This is a genomic window from Burkholderia sp. AU31652 (genome assembly GCF_002223155.1).
Classification (GTDB): Bacteria; Pseudomonadota; Gammaproteobacteria; order Burkholderiales; family Burkholderiaceae; genus Burkholderia.
In genome coordinates this window covers 762,780-783,094 of the sequence record NZ_NKFG01000007.1, presented here as the reverse complement: position 1 = coordinate 783,094, position 20,315 = coordinate 762,780, and the positions used below count along the sequence as shown (strand labels likewise).

General features: G+C 64.2%; 17 protein-coding genes. 7 read left to right on the top strand and 10 right to left on the bottom strand.

The annotated features are described in order from the left end of the window. Positions 1-346: 346 nt before the first annotated feature. From CFB40_RS35260 to CFB40_RS35250, 3 genes are all read right to left on the bottom strand, one after another. The gene (locus CFB40_RS35260) at positions 347-1,471 is read right to left on the bottom strand and encodes a porin (RefSeq protein ID WP_089433946.1); all 1,125 of its coding nucleotides are present in this window, start codon (positions 1,469-1,471) and stop codon (positions 347-349) included. A gap of 111 nt (positions 1,472-1,582) precedes the next feature. After that, complete coding sequence (locus tag CFB40_RS35255; protein WP_089433945.1) at positions 1,583-2,902, bottom strand: MFS transporter; 1,320 nt, start codon at positions 2,900-2,902, stop codon at positions 1,583-1,585. Between the two features lie 35 nt (positions 2,903-2,937). Further along, the gene (locus tag CFB40_RS35250) at positions 2,938-3,780 is read right to left on the bottom strand and encodes a carbon-nitrogen hydrolase family protein (RefSeq protein WP_089433944.1); all 843 of its coding nucleotides are present in this window, start codon (positions 3,778-3,780) and stop codon (positions 2,938-2,940) included. Between the two features lie 9 nt (positions 3,781-3,789). Here CFB40_RS35250 and CFB40_RS35245 point away from each other — a divergent pair, with 9 nt between their 5' ends. Next, positions 3,790-4,836 (top strand): LysR family transcriptional regulator, encoded by a 1,047-nt coding sequence (locus CFB40_RS35245; protein ID WP_089433943.1) that lies wholly within the window; start codon positions 3,790-3,792, stop codon positions 4,834-4,836. A gap of 199 nt (positions 4,837-5,035) precedes the next feature. Here the strand turns inward: CFB40_RS35245 and CFB40_RS35240 are convergent, their stop codons facing one another. The 3 genes from CFB40_RS35240 to CFB40_RS38435 all read right to left on the bottom strand — a co-directional run bounded on the left by CFB40_RS35240 (position 5,036) and on the right by CFB40_RS38435 (position 7,997). Next, positions 5,036-6,136, bottom strand: a complete 1,101-nt coding sequence (locus tag CFB40_RS35240) for a sigma-54 interaction domain-containing protein (RefSeq protein WP_089433942.1) — start codon at positions 6,134-6,136, stop codon at positions 5,036-5,038. Then, positions 6,133-7,365 carry an acyl-CoA dehydrogenase family protein gene (locus CFB40_RS35235; protein ID WP_373452705.1) on the bottom strand — a complete coding sequence of 411 codons (1,233 nt, stop codon included), beginning with the start codon at positions 7,363-7,365 and terminating at the stop codon, positions 6,133-6,135. Before CFB40_RS35235 ends, CFB40_RS35240 begins: the two co-directional genes overlap by 4 nt. Before the next feature lie 380 nt (positions 7,366-7,745). Next, entirely contained in the window at positions 7,746-7,997 is a 252-nt protein-coding gene (locus tag CFB40_RS38435; RefSeq protein WP_143329939.1) for a hypothetical protein, read from the bottom strand. Here CFB40_RS38435 and msuE point away from each other — a divergent pair. From msuE to CFB40_RS35215, 4 genes are all read left to right on the top strand, one after another. Further along, entirely contained in the window at positions 7,981-8,541 is a 561-nt protein-coding gene (msuE, locus tag CFB40_RS35230) for an FMN reductase (RefSeq protein ID WP_069250299.1), read from the top strand. The genes CFB40_RS38435 and msuE overlap by 17 nt on opposite strands. Before the next feature lie 36 nt (positions 8,542-8,577). After that, a complete protein-coding gene (sfnG, locus tag CFB40_RS35225; RefSeq protein ID WP_089430013.1) occupies positions 8,578-9,681 on the top strand; it encodes a dimethylsulfone monooxygenase SfnG in 1,104 nt (367 codons plus the stop codon). 174 nt (positions 9,682-9,855) lie between these two features. Then, positions 9,856-11,091: an SfnB family sulfur acquisition oxidoreductase gene (locus CFB40_RS35220; RefSeq protein ID WP_089430158.1), complete on the top strand. Its 1,236-nt coding sequence runs from the start codon at positions 9,856-9,858 to the stop codon at positions 11,089-11,091. Positions 11,092-11,208: 117 nt separating this feature from the next. Then, positions 11,209-12,657, top strand: a complete 1,449-nt coding sequence (locus CFB40_RS35215) for an APC family permease (RefSeq protein ID WP_089433941.1) — start codon at positions 11,209-11,211, stop codon at positions 12,655-12,657. 97 nt (positions 12,658-12,754) lie between these two features. Here the strand turns inward: CFB40_RS35215 and CFB40_RS35210 are convergent, their stop codons facing one another. Further along, positions 12,755-13,402: a LysE family translocator gene (locus CFB40_RS35210; protein ID WP_089430011.1), complete on the bottom strand. Its 648-nt coding sequence runs from the start codon at positions 13,400-13,402 to the stop codon at positions 12,755-12,757. A gap of 110 nt (positions 13,403-13,512) precedes the next feature. Here CFB40_RS35210 and CFB40_RS35205 point away from each other — a divergent pair, with 110 nt between their 5' ends. Further along, the gene (locus CFB40_RS35205; RefSeq protein ID WP_039364498.1) at positions 13,513-14,364 is read left to right on the top strand and encodes a LysR substrate-binding domain-containing protein; all 852 of its coding nucleotides are present in this window, start codon (positions 13,513-13,515) and stop codon (positions 14,362-14,364) included. 22 nt (positions 14,365-14,386) lie between these two features. On the opposite strand, the gene CFB40_RS35200 is transcribed toward CFB40_RS35205, so the two are convergent. Next, entirely contained in the window at positions 14,387-15,283 is an 897-nt protein-coding gene (locus CFB40_RS35200; RefSeq protein ID WP_089430010.1) for a LysR substrate-binding domain-containing protein, read from the bottom strand. 152 nt (positions 15,284-15,435) lie between these two features. Between CFB40_RS35200 and ydiJ the strand changes: the two genes are divergently transcribed. After that, entirely contained in the window at positions 15,436-18,495 is a 3,060-nt protein-coding gene (gene ydiJ, locus CFB40_RS35195; protein WP_089433940.1) for a D-2-hydroxyglutarate dehydrogenase YdiJ, read from the top strand. A gap of 94 nt (positions 18,496-18,589) precedes the next feature. Here ydiJ and CFB40_RS35190 read toward each other — a convergent pair whose 3' ends face one another. Together CFB40_RS35190 and CFB40_RS35185 are read right to left on the bottom strand one after the other, a co-directional pair. Then, complete coding sequence (locus tag CFB40_RS35190) at positions 18,590-18,892, bottom strand: DNA-binding protein (protein ID WP_089430008.1); 303 nt, start codon at positions 18,890-18,892, stop codon at positions 18,590-18,592. Between the two features lie 87 nt (positions 18,893-18,979). Further along, positions 18,980-20,134, bottom strand: coding sequence for a branched-chain amino acid ABC transporter substrate-binding protein (locus tag CFB40_RS35185; RefSeq protein ID WP_089433939.1), 1,155 nt, complete (start codon positions 20,132-20,134; stop codon positions 18,980-18,982). Positions 20,135-20,315 lie beyond the last annotated feature (181 nt).

The following is a 20,315-nucleotide window of genomic DNA, read 5'->3' as shown; positions in this document are numbered from 1 at the left end:
CCAGTAATCATGTCACTCATAGCCGTGCGAGCGCGTCAGTGCTTCAGAGCAGTGAGGGATGCTTCGCGAGACTATCGAGCATGGCGCAACAGTCCTCGTCACGTCGACGCAAATCGACGGCGCGCGCAATTCGTTAAAGCACCTTGCCGACCTCGTGGACTTGTCTGTCAAGATGCTTCGGCGGCCGACCAGATGTCAATCGCGCCGGAGATCAATGAATTCACTGTCGTACACCGTTCGACCAGCCTTTCGCATGTGATAGATGTGCCGCGGGAAGCTCGCCACCAATGGCTTTGAGCATGCCGCGGAGACGAATACGCACCACGCATCGCATTTTGGTGGTACGTCAAAATTTATGTCGAATCGCCACGCGCGCCAGAAGTTGCCGATCGGTGCTTGATTGAGTTGCAGGAAAACCATTGTAGATATCCGCCAATGCGCCCCCCGATGTCTTCTGGAAAACCGTCAAGATTTGAATGTCCGTTCGCTTTGAAATGAAGTAATCCGCGATCAAGTTGAACTGGTTGTATCTTGGATGATCACTGTTGCCGCTGTCTGACGTGACTGAGGTGAAAGTGTAACCCGCGGCAAACGCGAGAAATGGTGTCCAGTAATATTGTGACCAGATTTCATAATTATTGAATAAAACCGGTCGATTCGTTCCATTTGCATCAGCAAACCGGACATTATCATAAGACAAGCCGACTTTTGCTTTTCCGAACTGATAAGTGCCGCCAATGCCAGCAACCTGCATGTTCGCCGGCTGGCCGACATATCCGAATGCACCGTTGGCCGTGGGGCGCTGTTGATTCGCAACCCAGTTGCCGTCAGGAAATTGAGATGCCGGCGTCTTCGAAGATGTGTATGCGGCGGCCACGTAGATTGGACCGTTTGAGAATCTTACGCCGGCAGAGACTGTGCTTTTTGCGGAAACGGAGCCAGGCACGCCTCCAAGCGCGACCAGTCCTTCGACCTGCAGACCGTTCATATTCGGACTGACATATTTTACGGTGCTGCTGATGCGGTAAGTGCTGTCTGAATTGTCAATATCGTTGGCATGGGAGAAGTACGCGCCCCAGTTTCCATTCATGGTCGTTGGCGCATAGAAGTCGGGGATGGCGTCGTATTGGCGGCCGAGCGTGAAGGTGCCAAATCGATCATTTGCGACACCAATGAATGCACTTCTCCCGAACTCAAGGCCACCGTTTCCGAGCTTTCCGTTGTTCGGATTGAATCCGTTCTCAAGCTTGAAAACAGTTTTCCAGCCGCCGCCGAGATCTTCGGTGCCAAGTAATCCCCATTTATTTCCTTGGGCGATAGAAGAAACAAGACTGGTCACGCTTCCCTTGCCGCCACTGTTGTTCACGTAGGTAACACCGTCTTCCAACAAACCGTACAGCGTTACAGAGCTTTGAGGAAAAGCAAGCGAGGGTGCACAAAGTAGTGCCGTGGTGATAATTGTCCGTTTCATTTGGTATCCTTACTTTATTGTATGCAGGTTTATTCCGGTAGATCGAATCATCTGATGCGCTTTAAGGTGATGGGCGCTACGGTCTGATTCGATACGGATGAGATGATTGATTTACTTTCGATCTATTTCTTGCGTAAGGGATCGTCGATAGGTCTCCGGCAAAAATGAGATAACTATCAGGCTGATTACCGTGATCGAGGCCGCATATACGGCAGGTGAGAGAAGATTGCCGGTCTTCTGGACAAGCCACGTCCCCAAGTACGGGGCCGTGCCACCGAAGACCGCGTAAGCAACATTGACGCCGATTGCGGAACAACTGAAACGGACTCGTGTAGGGAAAAGTTCGAGCATGGTCACCGGGAGCGGGCCCCACCAGATTCCGCTCGTCGCAGCAATTAACGTCTGGCCCAGAATCGCACCGGCGAGCGTTCCCTGCATGGCGAGCATATAACCTGGAATGATCGCGAGTGACGACATGAGAAGCCCCGTCAACAGAATCGGTTTTCGTCCCAGTCGGTCGGACAGATGGGCTCCGACGTTCATGCTTATGAACGCGACAAACAGTGACACACTGTTGGAGATCAGCGCGTCGCTTTTGGCGAGTCCAACGGAGTTGGTGAGATAGGAGACGAAATATCCTGCCAGGGAATAGAACCCGAGGCTGGAGGCGACAGAAAGCGTAAATACAAATCCGAGCCCGGACCTATGCTCTTTGATCGTGACCCAAAATGGCTGAACTGTAGTGGGGGCACTTTGTTTCGCGGCTTCAAACGCAGGGGACTCGCTCAGATGCGACCGAATGTAGAGTCCCACCAAAGCAAGCGGTGCCCCCAGCAGAAAGGGAATTCGCCATCCCCACGCAGCATATCTATCGGCACCAAGGCCACTGGCTATGGCGAGGACGGTGAGTGCCGCAAATATCGGGGCGATATTGGCGAATGAGTACGTAAACGCAACAAAGAGGCCGCGTCGCGCCGGTGGTGCGTGCTCGGCAACGAAAGAGTTGGATCCCGTGGATTCGCCTGCAGCTGAAAGGCCTTGAACGAGTCTGCAAACAACCAGAAGCGCGGGCGCGGCGATACCGATCTCTGAATAGGTCGGCAGAAGCCCTATGCAGACGGTAGATGCCCCCATCATCAGGACGACGAAGGCGAGCACGCCCCGTCTGCCTGAATGGTCACCGAGACGGCCAAGAACGAAGCCGCCGACGATTCTCACCAAGAAACCAACGGCATACACAGCAAAGGTCGAAAGCAATGCTGCGACCGGATCAGAGTTGGGGAAAAAAAGTTTTGCGATGATTCCTGCCGAATAGGCGTACACCACGAAGTCGTACCATTCCACGAATTGGCCAATCGCGGCAGATGCCATAACTTTACGAAACTCCGCAGTGCGTGCGACCGGCGTAACGGCCGTTGCTGTGTTGTTCATACTAAGGCGACGCTCCTTGGCTATGTCGAGTCTGCTTATTGGGTGTGAGTCCGGAGGAGCGAATAACGTCGCTGCTCGAGACACGGAAGCTTGTCTCGGACCAGCTTCAGTCGCTTCTTGGAAAGAGTGCTCGTCGCGAGCGCTTCGCCTTCGTGAGCACCACTGGTTACCGCCCCCATGGGATCGATAATCATGGAAAGGCCCGTTGAGAGCGGGGCCGGCTGACAGCTTCCCGCTACGAAGCATGTATTCTCGATTGCCCGGGCTCTCAGGAGCGTTTCCCATTGGAGTTCTTTCAGCGGCCCAGCTACCCAACCTGAAGAAACAACCAGAACTTCGGCGCCTTTTTCCACTAGCAGACGGGCCATTTCCGGGAAGCGAAGGTCATAGCAGTTCAGAATGCCGACAGTAAATCCATCGAGGTCGAAGGTAACGAGTTCACTGAAGTCCGATTTGAGCGCGGTTACGTCATGCTTTTCGGATTCCTTAAAGTCGAATGCGTCGTAAAGATGTAATTTGTTGTAGTGGAGCGGCGGTTCCGCGCCTGGACGTGCAAGGATCAGCGTGTTGCTCGAGCGTCCCGTCTGCGTTGGGAGGTAGGCACCCGCCAAGAGCGAAATTCCATGCCGATCAGCAATGCTTTTTAGAGCCGATTCGAATTTGTGCCCCCACTGGCGGGCAATTTGGGCAATTTTCTCGCCTGATTCGGTATAGGCATACATCACTGCCTCCGGTAACACGATTAGCCTGGATCCATGGCTTGCAGCAGTGCGCGCGAGACGCTCAATGCTGGCGAGGTTCTGCTCGATATCGTGTGTGCCGGCCAATTGTCCGACGGAAATCACGGTCTGGATGTCATCGATTGAGTCTTGATACATATTTGTCTGATGGTAAAGGGTTCATCGATCGCGACTGCCGCAGCGGATCTGGCAGTGGTCGTCACAGGCATCGGGCGGAATGCCTTGAACAAATCTTTTACCGCCAGTAATATTCCGTCCAATATCAATTCGGCTTCTATTGATGCCAAATTTGTATATATGGACCGCCTCGTTGACCATCAGCGCCTGCGCGCGTTTCTTGCCGTCGCGCATCATTTGAGCTTTCGCAAGGCAGCTGCTCAGCTCCATATCGCACAACCTGCGGTCAGTCGATACGTTAAGGCGCTGGAGGATGATCTCGGCTTCGCGTTGCTGGTTCGTACGACAAGGCGTGTGGAGCTAACGGAAGCTGGGGCGTTGTTTGCTGTCAACGCACAGGAGGCGGTCAACTTGCTCCAGCATGCGGTGAGGGCCGCGCAGATGACGGCGAAGGGAGAGGCTGGAACGTTATCTGTAGCCTATTCTGCGCTCACTGCATATGGAGTTGTGCCGAAGATCGTTCTGCAGTTCAAGAATGAATTGCCAGGCGCTGAAGTGAGTCTCTTCCTCATGTCCTCTGTCGATCAGATCAGTGCGATCTCGGAGGGCGCCATCGATGCGGGCTTCGCACTCACTGCAGCGTGCGGCGGCGGACTTCCGCACATTCCGGTGTCTCGTGAGCGGCTCGTGGTGTTGGCGTCGAAATACGAACCCATCGCCAAACGGACAACGATAGCGTTAAAGGACTTGCGTGGTATGCCCTTCATCTTCGGCACCATGAACCGATGGCGAACGTTCCGCTCGGTCGTAGAAAGCGCGTGTCTGCGTGCGGGTGTCTTACCTGATGTTGTTGAAGAGGCCGACGATATGCCAGTCCTTCTCAGGCTCGTTTCGCTCGGTCGAGGCATAACCTTGTTCTCCGAATCGGTTCTTGCCTCGCTACCACCGGACATAGTGGGCATTCCATTGTCTGACAAGCATGCGCGACTCGATTTCAGTTTGGTGTGGAGCGACAAGCACCGCATTCCGCTCGTTCGCAGCTTCATCGAGTGCGCGCGCGCTACCAGTCGCGCTTGATGAGCGACGGTTGACGAGTGCTCCCATGACAACGATGCTGCAGAGCCAGGCCGCTGGGATTAGCGGCCCAATACCGCGCGACCAGCGGTTCCACCTGACACAAAGTCAGGCCCAAGGAAGCACGGGTCTTTCGACTACCGGGTTTCGGAGCGCTGCGCGATCGCGCCGGAGCCGGGCAGCGGTGCGCCCCCATACGTGGCTACTTCACCGCCGCAATTTCCTTCGCGCGAATCAGCCGCGCCCGCAGCACGTTGCGGCTGATGCCGAGCAGCCGTGCGGCCTGGATCTGGTTGCGGTGGCTGAATTCGAACGCGACGCGCATCACGGTGTCCTCGATGCGCTCGAACAGGTTGCCGTGATCCTCGTCGAACAGGTCGCGCAGCGCGCGTTCGAGTGCGGCCTGCGCGCCGGCGGCCGGGGCGCGTTCCGGCGCCGACGTACTCGAGGTGGCCGTCGGCACACCCGGCGACGCGATATGCAGATCGGCCTCCTGCAGCGAATCGTGGCGACTCACGAGCAACGCGTGATGGATCACGTTCTCGAGTTCGCGGATGTTGCCCGGCCAGCTGTGTGCCTCGAGCCGGCGCTCGGCGCGCGGGTCGATGCTGCGCGGCCCGTAGCCGAGGCGGCTGCGGTAGTCGTCGAAGAAGTGACGCGCGAGCGGCAGGATGTCGCCCGGGCGTTCGCGCAGTGTCGGCACCGCGAGCTGCACGACGTTGAGCCGGTAAAACAGATCGCCGCGAAACTGCCCGTTCGCGACGGCCTGCTGCAGATCCACATTGGTCGCGGCGACCACGCGCACGTCGATCGGCACGCCGGTGCGCGAACCGAGCCGCACGACCTCGCGCTCCTGCAGCACGCGCAGCAGCTTGACCTGCATCGACAGCGGCAGGTCGCCTATCTCGTCGAGAAACAGCGTGCCGCCGTTCGCGGCCTCGAACCAGCCGGGCTTCGCGCTGAACGCGCCGGTAAACGCGCCTTTCTCGTGACCGAACAGTTCGCTCTCGACGAGCGTCTCGGAGAATGCGCCGCAGTTCACCGCGATGAACGGCCCGCTGCAGCGGCGGCTGATGCCATGCACGTGGCGCGCGATCAGTTCCTTGCCGGTGCCGGTCTCGCCGACGATCAGCACGTTCGCATCGCTCGGCGCGACCAGGCGAATCCGGTCGAGCAGCGCGACCGAGCGCGGATCGACGAACACCTGCGCGCGGGCACGAATGGATGTCGCGAGCGCGGGGCGGTCGGGCAGCGTGAGGACGGGCGCGGCGTCGGGCCACGCATCGGTAGGGGTGTGGTTCACGAGTAGAAGCCCGGCGTCGGATAGGTTCGCTTGAGCGCCCATTCGCCGATCTCGCGAATCTTGTACGCGAGCGGGTCGTGGAGCGTGTGGGTGCGCAGGTTGCGCCAGTGCCGGTCGAGCCGCAGCGCGCCGTGCGTCGCGCGGGCGCCGGCGACGTCGAACATCCGCGTACAGAGATCGAGCCCGGTGCGCGCGGCCGACACCTTCGCGGCGGCCGTGGCGAGCGCGACCTGGCCGCGCTCCGCCTGGGTGAGCGCCGCATCGCGCGACCATGCGGCGTCGAGCCGGTCCGCCGCGCGGTCGGCGAGTACGCGCGCGGCTTCGAGCCCGACCCAGAATTCGCCGTACTGGCCGAGGATGTACGGATCGTCGCCGGTGCTCGCGACCTGCGCGCCGGGCCACGGCCGCGCCTCGTGCAGCGTGTAGTGCCGCGCGTCGTTGAACGCGGCTTCGGCGATGCCGAGATACACGTTCGTCAGCACGAGCTGCGCGACGAGCGGGCGCAGGCACGCGAACGGCGTCGACAGCGGGCCGGGGTCCGTCAGCAGTTCGTGATCCTCGACGCGCACCTTCTCGAACGTGACCGTGCCGCTGTCGGTCTGGCGCTGGCCGATGTTGTTCCAGTCGTCGGCGATCGAGATGCCGCTGCGCTGCGTCGGCACGGCCGCGATCAGGAATGCGCGCGTCTGCGCATCGTGCGCGGACGCGATCAGCATCTGTGAATCGAGCGCTCCCGAGCAAAAGCTCTTCTGGCCGCTGAATTCATGCCACGCGCCGCGCGAGCGGCTGACCGTGCGCGCGTCGAGCGGATTCAGCGCATTGCCCCAGAACCACTGCTGGCGCGCGGTGCGCTCGAACCACGATTCCCACTGCGCGGGTGCGCCGAACAGCCGCACGGTCGCGAGCATCAAGTGGTGGAAGCCGAACACGTGCGCGAGCGAACTGTCGGCGGCCGCGAGCACGCGGACGACGTCGAGCGTCGTGCGCCAGCTCGCGCCAAGGCCGCCATAGGCGGACGGGATGCTCAGCGCGAGCAGGCCGCTGTCGCGCAACTGATCGCGCTCGGCCTTTGGCGTGCCGCCCTGGAGGTCGCGCTCGGCCGCGGTGCGTGCAAAGCCGGCTGCCAGGCGCTCGGCGATTTGCAGCGCGTCAGGGGGCGTCGGTTCGTCGCGGGGCGGCGCGACGACGCGCAGGCCTTCCGCGCGGGGCGATACGAAAATGGGTGTCATGGCGATGAATGTGTCGGGTTGCCGCACGAAAGCGGTCAGGCCGCGGCGGGCGTTGCTGGCCGGGTGCTGCGTGATCAGCAGAGTGTTCAACGTTTCGCGCAACGCGGGAAACATCGATTTCTGATAACCAATGCGGGATTGCTGCGCTGGACGCAGTCGCGCACGGCAAGGTCGCGCGGCACGGCGATCGGCGGCACGCATAGCGACGATGCAGCAGCCATGCCGGCGCTGCTGCAAGGGCGCGAGGCGTCGCGTCGGCGTGTGAGCGCGGAAAGCGGGCGCCCATGCCTGCTGATGGATGCCGTGCGCCTGCCGGAATCCGTGTCGAAGCGGAAAAACCTGCCTGCCGCACACCGCGCTGCTGATCACGCAGCAGTACATCAGCAACGTTGTTTCTCCGAGTTCATCGCGCTGCGGAATATGGTTGTGACGCCATGGCTGGCACGCTTATCGACGTGCGCGAACAACGGCGGCGCCGCGACTGGCGGTCGATCGCGATGCATTTCGTCATGCAGACGATCGTCTTCCCGCTCGATCATCGAAATGGCACGCTCCTTGCTGACCCATGACGTGACGGGTGCGTCGGCACCCGACTCGACAATGGGAATGCAACCGATGAGCAATGCAATCAACGTGGTCGCGATATCGGGCGGCCTGCAACGGCCGTCGCGCACGCTGGCGCTGACCGACGCGATCGTCGCGGCGCTCGGCGCCGCGCTGCCGATCGAAACACGGCTGATCGAACTCGGCGAGATCGGTGGCCGGCTGGCCGGCGCGCTGACGCGCGCGCAGGTGCCGGCCGACCTCGACGCGCAGATCCGCGCGATCGAGACGGCCGATGCGCTCGTCGTCGCGAGCCCCGTGTATCGCGCGTCGTACACGGGCCTCTTCAAGCACCTGTTCGACCTCGTGCATCACGAAGCGCTGATCGACGTGCCCGTGCTGCTCGCGGCCACCGGCGGCAGCGAGCGTCATGCGCTCGTGATCGACCATCAGCTCCGTCCGCTGTTCAGCTTCTTCCAGGCCCGCACGCTGCCGATCGGCGTGTATGCGTCCGAAAGCGATTTCGACCAGTACCAGATCACGAACCCGGCGCTGCGCGCGCGTATCGCGCTCGCCGTCGATCGCGCGGTGCCGCAATTGCGCCCGCATGCGCTTTCCGTTGCGGCCGCGTAGGCCGCCTGCGTTTTCCCTTCCGACCAGGACACACTCATGAGCCATCCCGACCCTTCCGCCGACGGCGTCAAGTTCGCCTACTGGGTGCCGAACGTCAGCGGCGGCCTCGTCGTCAGCACGATCGAGCAGCGCACCGACTGGAGCCTCGAATACAACCAGCAGCTCGCGCGCACGGCCGAGGCGGCCGGCTTCGACTACGCGCTGAGCCAGATCCGCTTCACGGCCGGCTACGGCGCCGAATACCAGCACGAGTCGGTGTCGTTCAGCCAGGCGCTGCTGCATGCGACGACGAAGCTCAAGGTGCTCGCCGCGATCCTGCCGGGGCCGTGGCATCCGGCCGTGGTCGCGAAGCAGCTCGCGACGATCGACCACATCTCGAACGGGCGCATCGCGATCAACGTCGTGAGCGGCTGGTTCAAGGGCGAATTCACCGCGATCGGCGAGCCGTGGCTCGAGCACGACGAACGCTATCGGCGCTCGAAGGAATTCATCCAGGCGCTGAAGGGCATCTGGACGCAGGACAACTTCACGTTCAAGGGCGACTTCTACCGCTTCAACGACTACACGCTGAGCCCGAAGCCGGTGCAGAAGCCGCACCCGGAGATTTTCCAGGGCGGCAGCTCGCGGGCGGCGCGCGACAACGCGGCGAGCGTGTCGGACTGGTACTTCACGAACGGCAATACGCCGGAGAACCTGAAGACGCAGATCGACGATATCCGCGCGAAGGCGGCCGCGAACAATCATCGCGTGCGGATCGGCGTCAACGCGTTCGTGATCGCGCGCGATACCGAGGAAGAGGCGAAGGCCGTGCTCGACGACATCATCCGGCACGCGCACGTCGAGGCCGTGCACGCGTTCGGCGATGCGGTGAAGCAGGCCGGCAAGGCATCGCCCGAAGGCGAGGGCAACTGGGCGAAGTCGACGTTCGAGGATCTCGTGCAGTACAACGACGGCTTCCGCACGAACCTGATCGGCACGCCGCGGCAGATCGCCGAACGCATCGTCGCGCTGAAGGCGATCGGCGTCGATCTGGTGCTCGCGGGGTTCCTGCATTTCATCGAGGAAGTCGAGTACTTCGGCCAACGCGTGCTGCCGCTCGTGCGCGAACTCGAGGCGCAGCAGCAGGCGGTTGCCGCGTAATGCGGAGGCCGGTGCGCGGCGCGCGTTCACGCATGCCGCGCGCGGGCCGATCGAACGGGTGACATCGACCGCTCTTGCGGGTCATCCAGGTTCAACGTTTCGGATATCGAAACAGGAGGCTGGCGGACGCTTCGCGGCACCGCCGGCCGGTTCATGCGCTTTACCGGAATCTACATGTCTACGGAATTCATCGAAGAAAACGTGCAACCGCAAGCGGGCACCCCACACGCTCCCGTTCCCGTCATCGGCTCGGATGCCGAGGCACTCGACGTCGCGCACCGGGTCGCGGCACGACTGGCCGAGCACGCCGCGTTGCGCGACCGTGAGCGCAAGCTGCCGTTCGACGAGATCGAGCTGTTCTCGTCGAGCGGCCTGTGGGGCATCACCGTGCCGCGCGAATACGGTGGCGCGGAGGTGTCGAACGTGACGCTCGCGGAAGTGATCGCGATCGTTTCGCAGGCCGACCCGTCGCTCGGCCAGATCCCGCAGAACCACTATTGCCTGATCGAGGACATCCGCCTCGAAGGCAGCGATGCACAGAAGCGCTTCTTCTTCGATCTCGTGCTGAAGGGCACGCGCTATGGGAACGCGTTCTCGGAAGCGGGCGGCAAGAACGTGCTCGATATCCAGACGCGTGTGCGCCGCGACGGCGACGCGTTCGTGCTGAACGGCCGCAAGTTCTATTCGACCGGCACGCTGTTCGCGCACTGGATTCCGGTGCTCGCGCTCGACGAGTCGGAGCAGGCCGTGCTCGCGTTCGTGAAGCAGGGTGCGCCCGGGCTGACCGTCGTGGACGACTGGAGCGGCTTCGGGCAGCGCACGACCGCGAGCGGCACGGTGATCGTCGAGAACGTGCGCGTGAGCCCGTTCGAGATCTTCCACACGCAGCGTTCGTACGACCGCCCGACCTTCGCGGGCCCGTTTGCGCAGATCACGACCGCCGCGATCGACCTCGGCATTGCGCGCGCCGCGCTGCAGGACACGATCGCGTTCGTGCAGCAGCATGCGCGCCCGTGGATCGACAGCGGCGTCGAACGCGCGAGCGAGGATCCGCTGACGGTCGCGCAGATCGGCGACATCGCGTACCGCGTGCACGCGGCCGAAGCGCTGCTCGCTCGCTCGGGGCGCTTCGTCGACGCGGCGAAACGCGAGCCGAGCGAGGAAACGGTCGCGCAGGCCGCGATCGCGGTCGGCGAGGCGAAGATCGCGACGACCGAGGTGTCGCTGCTCGCGGCGAGCAAGCTGTTCGAACTCGGCGGCAGCAAGTCGACGCTCGCGAAATACAACTTCGACCGCCACTGGCGCAACGCGCGCGTGCATACGCTGCACGATCCGGTGCGCTGGAAGTATCACGCGATCGGCAACTACTACCTCAACGGCGTGAAGCCCGCGCGCCATTCCTGGAATTAGCCGGGTCGTGCCGGCGTATTTCCCGCGACGAAACATGGGCGAGGAAACCCGGTGGCCGCATTGGCAGCCAGCACCGCCGCGTAGGCGGCCTTGCTTCATTCCTGACGAGGTAAATCGATGAGTCATCCAGCAAGCACCGCACAGGCATTGCCTGCGCACAATACCGTGCCGCCGGCAGGCGGCCTGCGGCGCAACTATCTGAGCCTGCCCGAGCTGATCGCGCAGTCGATCGGCCTCGTCGGCGTGTCGGGCGGGATCGGCGTGCTGATCCCCGCCGTCTTCGCGACGGCCGGCAACGGCACGTGGCTGGCCTACCTGTTCGCGATCGTTGCGCTGCTGTTCGCGTCGTGGAGCATCTCGGTGTTCGCGCGCGATTCGGCGTCGCCGGGGGCGCTATACGCGTACGTGTCGGCCGGCATCGGGCCGGTCTGGGGCGCGATCTGCGGCTGGTCGCTGCTGATCGCCTATGCGGTGGCTGCCGCGGGCATCCTGCAGGGGACGATCAACACGTTTCTGGTGCTGGGCCGCGAGACGGGACTGCTCGGCAGTGCGACGCCGCTCGGCGCGGTGCTCGGGCTCACGGTCGTCACCGCGTTCGCCGCGTGGTACATCGCGTTTCGCGACATCCGGCTGTCCACGCGCTTCACGCTGTTCGTCGAACTCGCGACGCTGCTGCTGATCGCCGTCGTCGTGGTCGGGACGATCGCGTTCGGCGGGCATCCGGTCGATCGCGCGCAACTGACGCTGGAAGGCGTGAAGCCGACGCAGTTGCAGCTCGGGATGGTGCTCGCGTTCTTCAGCTTCACGGGGTTCGAGAGCGCGACCGTGCTCGGCGCAGAAGCGCGCGACCCGTTCCGCGCGATTCCGCGCGCGGTGCTGATCAGCGTCGTCGGGCCGGCGATCCTGTTCGTGATCGGCGCATACGGGATGGTGAGTGCGTTCCACGGGCAGACGCCGCCGCTCGATCAGGTCGACGGCCCGCTCGCGGTGCTCGCGCATCGGCTCGGGGCCGGCTGGGTCGGTGTGCTGATCGACTTGGGCGTGGCGTTGAGCTTCTTCGCGGCATTCTTCTCGTCGATCAATGCGGCGGCGCGGATCGTCTATACGTTCGGGCGGCAGGGCGTGCTGCATGCATCGACGGGCCACGCGCACGAGCGGAATGCGACGCCGCACGTCGCGGTGGCGCTGATCGCGGTGCTGGCGCTGGTGACCGCGCTGGTGTTCACCGCACGCGGCACCGCGCTGCTCGATTCGTATGGCTATCTCAGTTCGATCGCGACGTACGGCTGGCTGCTTGCGTACGTGCTGGTGGCGATCGGCGCGCCGCTTTATCTGCGCCGGCAGCGCCGGCTGCGTGCGCGGCATGTGGTGATCAGCGTCGTGGCGGTCGTGCTGCTCGCGATTCCGCTGGCCGGCAGCGTGTATCCGGTGCCGGCGGGCGTCTATGCGTGGCTGCCTTATGTGTTCGTCGCATTGCTGGCGATCGGGCTCGGGTGGTTCCTGGTGCTGCGCGTCCGGTTTCCGGAACGGTTGCGCGAGCTGGAGGCGGAGCTGCTGACGAAGTGACCGGGTTGCGCCGACGAAGGGTTTCCTGCATGACGGCCGGTGGGCAATGTTGCCCACCGGCCGCTTCCGTTTCAGTTCAGCGGTTCGCTCGCGGCCGTCACGCCATGCCCGCCATCCTCGAAGCATCGACCACCATCTGCACGCCGAGCCCGCCGAGAATGAGCCCCATCGCCCAGCGCTGCGCGAGCAGCAGGGTCGGGCGCCCGTGCAGGAACGTCGCGATGCGGCTCGAACAGATCGCCACCAGCCCGTTCGCGCAAGCGAACGCGGTGATCAGCAACGAACCGAGGAACAGCGATTGCCCGAGCACGCTGCCGTTCCGGTAGTCGATGAACTGCGGCAGTAGCGAAATGAACAGCATCGCGAGCTTCGGGTTCAGCACGCTGGTCGTCGCGCCCATCGCCAGCAAACGAAGCGGGCGCTCGCTCGGCAATGCACGCACCTCGAACGGCGAGCGGCCGCCGGGCCTGACGGCCTGCCACGCGAGATACAACAGGTACGCCGCACCGACCACGGCCAGAACACTGCCCGCGTAGGGCACGCTCATGAACAGCGTCGTGATCCCGAACGCCGCACCGAACATGTAGAACAGGTAGCCGATCATCACGCCGCCGAGCGAGATGAGCCCCGCGGTGCGTCCCTGCGCGATCGAGCGCGACATCACGTAGACCATGTTCGGCCCGGGCGTGACCGCGAGCATGCCGCCGATGACGAGAAATCCGTAGAGCGATCCGGACGTATGCATGTCTGATGATTCCTGCAACGAGTAAGGGCTGACGGGATGCATTGTCCGATCGTGGAGGAGAACAGTAAAACGGGATAAACTGAATCGATTAATCAGTTTTTCTGAAGATGATGAAAAAGCTCGACCTCGATGTGCTCGCGATGGTGGTGGCCGTGGCGGAATCCGGATCGTTCGCGCAGGGCGCGCAGGCCGTGCACCGGTCGCCGTCGGCGGTGAGCATGCAGATCAAGGCGCTGGAAGACGCGCTCGGCAAGCCGCTCTTCATCCGCGACACGCGCAACGTGACGCCGACCGACGACGGCACGATGCTCGCCGAATACGGCCGCCGGATGCTGGCGATGCGCGACGAGGCCTGGGCGTCGGTCGTGCGCCCGGAGGTCCGCGGCCGCGTGACGATCGGCGTGCCCGACGATTACATTTCGTCGCTGCTGCCGCAGGTTCTCGGCAAGTTCGCCGCGATGCATCCGCGCGTGGAAATACGCGTGATCGGCCAGCCGAGCAGCGCGCTCGTGCCGATGCTGAAGGACAACACGGTCGACCTCGCGTGCCTCACGCGGATCAAGGGGGTGACCGGCGAGCTGATCCGGCTCGAGCCGCTCGTCTGGGTCGGGTCGCCGAAGCGCAATGTGTGGGAAGAGCGGCCGCTGCCGGTGGCTTTTTTCACGCACGGCGGCAGCATGGCGCGCGATCACGCGGTCAAGGCGCTGAACCGGCGGAAGATCCCGTACCGGATGTCGTACGAGAGCCCGAGCCACCTCGGCCTGCTCAGCATGGTGGAGGCCGGGCTCGCGGTCGCGCCGCTGGCGCGCTGCTGCATTCCCGATCATCTCGTGCAGCTGTCGGAAAGCCACGGGCTGCCGCCGCTCGGTGAAATGGAGGTCGTGCTCGCGCGCAGCGCACAGTCCGCGCGCCCGCCGTGCGACTACCTGGCCGAGCAGATTCTCGGCGAATGGCGCACCTGAGCGGCCCGACGCCGGCCGCATTTCAGCACGACTTCAGCAGCCATTCGCGGAACGCGACGAGTGACGGCAGCGTCTCGTTCCCCGGCGGGTAGACGAGGTAGTAGCTGCGCTGGCTGGTGATCGCGTCGCCGATCGACACGAGCTCGTGGCGGCTCAGCTCGTCTTCCACCAGCACTTTCGGCACGAGCCCGATCCCCATCCCGGCCCGCACCGCCTGGATCAGGTGCGACGTGAGCTCGAAGCTCGGGCCGACGCGCATCTGCCGATGGTCGAGCCGATAGTGCGAAAACCATTCCGCCCACGCCTGCTGGTTGCTCGTCACGCCGAGCAGCGTCTGCTTCGCGGCCCACGCCGGCGTGCGTGCGTCGGCCTTGCGGCGGCTCGCGCTGCCCGTGTCCGGCGGCGCGATCGCGATCAGGAACTCGTTGTACAGCCGGTGCGCGTGCAGGCCCGGCCAGTCGCCTGCGCCGACGGTGATGGCCGCGTCGAGGTCGTCGTTGAGGAAATCGATGGCGCCGATCCGCGAATGGAGGTGCACGGTCACGCCCGGATGCGCGGCGTAGAAATCGTGCAGGTGCGGCAGCAGCCATTTCGAGCCGAATGTGGGCAGCGTCGCGAGCCGCAGCGTACCGGCGCCCGCCTGGTGGGACATCGCCTGCAGCGTCGCGCCGCGGATGCGCCCCAGCGCACCGCTCAGCTCGGTGAAGTAGCGGCGCCCGACTTCGGTCAGCTTGACCGAGCGGCCCTCGCGCCGGAACAGCGGCACGCCGAGTTGATCCTCGAGCGTCTGGACCTGCCGGCTGATCGCGCTCTGGCTCAGCGACAGCTCCTCGGCCGCGCGCGTGTAGCTTTCATGCCGCGCGGCGGCCTCGAATACCAGCAGCAGCGACATCGACGGGGTGAGGCGACGGTAATTCATGAGTTTTATGCAATATTCGCCGGAGCAGAATTCGTTTGTTTCTCGCGAAGTATCCAAAGATACTGGAATTCCCGGTCGCGTGGAAACTTGCTAAAAAATCATGTTTCAGCCGCGCGAGCCGGCCGGTTCCACCCACACTGCCGCCTTTACCCATGTCGATCGCCTCGTTGCCCCGTCCCGCCAGCCCGCCCGCGCATGCGTACCGTGATTTTCTCGCCGCGCTGCAGGCCGCCGGATTTGCCGGGGAAATCCGCGCGGACCATGCGAACCGGACGGTGCAGGCCACCGACAACTCGATCTACCAGCGCCTGCCGCAAGCGGTGATCTGCCCCGCGCATGCGGACGACGTCCGGCTGCTGGCACGGCTGCTCGCCGAGCCCGCGCATCGCGACGTCGCGGTGGCCGCGCGCGGCGGCGGCACGGGCACTAACGGGCAGTCGCTGACCGACGGCGTGGTCGTCGACCTGTCGCGCAACATGAACCGGATCCTCGAAATCGACGTCGAGCAGCGCTGGGTGCGCGTGCAGGCGGGCGTCGTCAAGGATCAGCTCAACGCGGCGCTGAAGCCGCACGGGCTGTTCTTCGCGCCGGAACTGTCGACGTCGAACCGCGCGACCGTCGGCGGAATGATCAACACCGACGCGAGCGGGCAGGGCAGCTGCACGTACGGCAAGACGCGCGACCACGTGCTCGAGCTCGATTTCGTGCTGATGGGCGGAGAGCAGCTGCACAGCGAAGCACTCGCGGACGACGAGCTCGAGCGCCGCTGCGCGCGCGAGGACCGCATCGGCAAGGTCTACCGCACCGCGCGGCGCATCAGCGACGACAAGGCGGCGCTGATCGAAGCGAAGTTTCCGAAGCTCAACCGCTGCCTGACCGGCTACGACCTCGCGCACCTGCGCGAACCGGACGGCCGCTTCAACCTGAACAGCGTGCTGTGCGGCGCGGAAGGCTCGCTCGGCTTCGTCGTCGAGGCGAAGCTCAACGTGCTGCCGATCCCGAAGTACTCGGTGCTGGTCAACGTGCGCTATGCGGGCTTCATGGACGCGTTGCGCGATGCCCGTGCGCTGCTCGCGCACCAGCCGCTGTCGATCGAGACGGTCGACTCGAAGGTGCTGATGCTGGCGATGAAGGACTTCGTGTGGAGCAGCGTGGCCGAGTATTTCCCGCAGGACGACGCCCGGCCGACGCTCGGCATCAACCTGATCGAATTCAGCGGCGACGATGCGGAGGACGTCGATGCACGCGTGCGCGCGTTCGTCGACCATCTGCGCACCGATGCGAGCGTGGAGCGCCTGGGGCACACGCTCGCGGCCGGCGACGACGCGGTGAAGCGCGTGTATGCGATGCGCAAGCGCGCGGTGGGCCTGCTCGGCAACGTGCAGGGCGAGGCGCGCCCGCAGCCGTTCGTCGAGGACACTGCGGTGCCGCCCGAGAACCTCGCCGCGTACATCGCCGAATTCCGCGCGCTGCTCGACGGCCACGGGCTGCAATACGGGATGTTCGGGCACGTCGATGCCGGTGTGCTGCACGTGCGGCCGGCGCTCGACATGAAGGACCCGAAGCAGGCGGCGCTGGTGCGGCCCGTATCGGATGCGGTGGCCGAGCTCACGCAGCGCCACGGCGGCCTGTTGTGGGGCGAGCACGGCAAGGGCGTGCGCTCCGAATATGCGCCGGCATTCTTCGGCGAGCTGTATCCGTCGCTGCAGCAACTGAAGGCCGCGTTCGATCCGCACAACCAGTTCAACCCGGGCAAGATCGCGACGCCGCCGGAAAACACGATGCGGCTGCTGAAGATCGACGAAGTGCCGACGCGCGGCGACCACGACCGGCAGATCGACGAGCGCGTGTGGCAGAGCTACGGCACCGCGATGCACTGCAACGGCAATGGCGCGTGCTACAACTTCGATCCGGACGACGCGATGTGCCCGTCGTGGAAGGCGACGCGCGAACGCGTGCAATCGCCGAAGGGGCGTGCGTCGCTGATGCGCGAATGGTTGCGCCTGCAAGGGCAGGCCGGCGTCGACGTCGTCGCGGCGGCGCGTGCGCGGCAGCCGTTCCTGGGCGGTCTTGCCACGCGCTGGCGCAACAGCCGTGCGGCGCGCAACGGCGAAGCCGATTTCTCGCACGAGGTGTACGACGCGATGGCCGGATGCCTCGCGTGCAAGTCGTGCGCGGGGCAGTGCCCGGTGAAGGTGAACGTGCCGGAGTTTCGCTCGCGTTTCCTCGAGCTGTATCACCAGCGCTACCTGCGGCCGCTGCGCGACTACCTGATCGGCTCGCTCGAATTCACGATGCCGTGGATGGCGCGGGTGCCCGCGCTGTACAACGGGCTGATGCGCTCGGGATGGGTGCGCGCGGTGCTGGAGCGGCACGTCGGCATGGTCGACAGTCCGCTGCTGAGCCGCTTCGATCTCGCGGCGGTGATCCGTCAATGGCAGGTGAAGCCGGCCGATCCGCAGGCGCTCGCCGCGTTGAGCGACGCGCAGCGCGCACGCAGCGTCGTCATCGTGCAGGACACCTTCACGCGCTACTTCGATACCGAGCAACTGGCGACGCTGATCGAACTGGCGGCGCGCATGGGTTTTCAAGTGTGGCTCGCGCCGCTCGCGCCGAACGGCAAGGCGCTGCATGTGCAGGGCTTCCTGCGCGCGTTCGAGCAGGCGGCGATCCGCAATGCGACGCAGCTGGCCGCGCTGGCGCGCTCGGGTGTCGCGCTGGTCGGCCTCGATCCGGCGATGACGCTCACGTATCGGCAGGAGTACCTGAAGGTGACGGGGCTCACCGATGTGCCGAAAGTTGCGCTGCCGCAGGAGTGGTTGCTGCAGGCGTTGCCGGAGGCTGGTACTGGCGACGGTGTCGGCGGCGTGCCCACGTCGTACCGGTTGCTGCCGCACTGCACCGAGAAGACCAATGCGCCCGACAGCGGCAAGCAATGGGCCCAGGTATTCGCGCGGCACGGGCTGCGGTTGAAGGTCGAGTCGACCGGGTGCTGCGGGATGTCGGGTACCTACGGGCACGAGGCGCGCAATCTCGCGACGTCGAAGACGATCTATGCGCAGTCGTGGGCGTCACACGTGGACGGGCCGGAGGACGAAGGCGAGGCGCTGGCGACCGGCTATTCGTGCCGCAGCCAGGTGAAGCGGATGTCGTCGAAGCAGGTGCGCCATCCGTTGCAGGCGCTGCTCGATCACATGCGGGCGGTGGGGTGATGGGTCGGGCGTCGCGTGTCGCGTTGCCCGTGAGATGACATTCGATTCAGCGTCGAGCGGCAAGCCCCGTGCCGTCGTCGACGCATGCCTGTGCTCAGGCGTCGGCTTTCGCCGTTTTTCTGGAACGTGGTTTTTCCACCGCAGGAAACGCACCGCCGCCGCGCGGCCGTTTCGGTTCGATCCGCATCTGCCGGATCACGCGCCGGAAATCGATCTCGTGCGCCGCCATCGTGCCGATCAGTTTCGCGATGACCGCGAGGTGGGAAGGAACCGTGCCCTTGCTCGAATAGTTCGTGATCGAGCTTTCGTTCATCCGGATCAGGCGGGCGAACTCGCGCGCCGTCAGCTGTGCCTTCTTCAACTCCTGTTGAAATTCCGCATACGCCATTGCGCACATGATGCTTCGTCTCCGTGAATCAGAATTCGGCCCGCGCGGCGCCGGCGCCGACGGGTGGCGTTCCCGTCGCACCGGCGCAGCGGCGGGTTACATCTTCACCTGGTCGAGGAAGGTCTTCTTGCCGCTCTTGTAGCCGTAGATCGAGATGATCCCGTGCGTCAGGTCGCCCTTCGAATCGAACGTCGTCGTGCCGATCACGCCTTCGTACTTCGTCGCCGGCATCGCCGCGAGGATCTTCGCCGGATCGGTCGAGTTCGCGCGCTTCATCGCGTCGACCGCGATGTAGACCGCGTCATACGCGAACGGCGCATCGAACTTGATGCCCTGGTTGAAGCGCTTCTGGTATTTCGCGAGGAAGTCCGCGCCGCCCGGCATCTTCTCGAGCGCGGCGCCGGCCTGCGAGCACAGCACGTTGTCGGCCGCCGGGCCGGCCAGCTCGGCCAGCGAGTCGGTGCACACGCCGTCGCCGGACAGGATCTTCGCGCGCAGGCCGAGCTGCTTCGCCTGCTTCGCAAGCGGGCCGCCGGTGGCGTCCATGCCGCCGTACATGATCGCGTCCGGGTTCTCGCCCTTGACCTTGGTCAGAATCGCGCGGAAGTCGACCGCCTTGTCGTTGGTCGCGTCGTGCGACAGTACCTTTAGGCCGAGCGCCTTCGCCTTCTTCTCGAACTCGTTCGCGAGGCCCTGGCCGTACGCGGTCGAATCGTCGATCACCGCCACGGTCTTCACGCCCTTCGACTGCGCGTAGCTCGCGAGTGCAGGGCCCTGCTGCGCGTCGGTCGCGACGACGCGGTAGGTCGTCTTGAAGCCTTGCTGCGTGTAGGTCGGGTTCGTGGCCGACGGCGAGATCTGCACGATGCCCGCGTCGCTGTAGATCTTCGACGCCGGGATCGACGTGCCCGAGTTCAGGTGGCCGATGACGGCGACGACCTTGTCGTCGACGAGCTTCTGCGCGACCTGGGTGGCCTGGCGCGGGTCGGCCGCGTCATCCTGCGCATCGAGTTGCAGCGTGATCTTCTTGCCGCCGATCGTGAGCCCCTTCGCATTGATTTCCTCGACCGCGAGGCGCGCACCGTTCTCGTTGTCCTTGCCGAGGTGCGAGATGCCGCCCGTCGTCGGTTCGACGCTGCCGATCTTGACGACCTGGTCGGCCATCGCGGTCGACGCGGCCGCGAATGCGGCGGCAGCCAGTGCGACGGTGATCAGGGGTTTGCAGCGCATGCCGACAGTGCTTCGTTCCATCTGCCATCTCCGATTTGAATGTCTTTCTATTGACGTCTCGACCGGCCGACGGCGAGGTCGGGGCGATCGGACGAGTCTCCATACCCATCATGGGCTTCACTTGCATCGCGTCCGGCCCCTCGACATGCCGCCCGGACGAGCGGGCGAATCGGGGCCTGATTCGGTGCAATTCGTATGAATA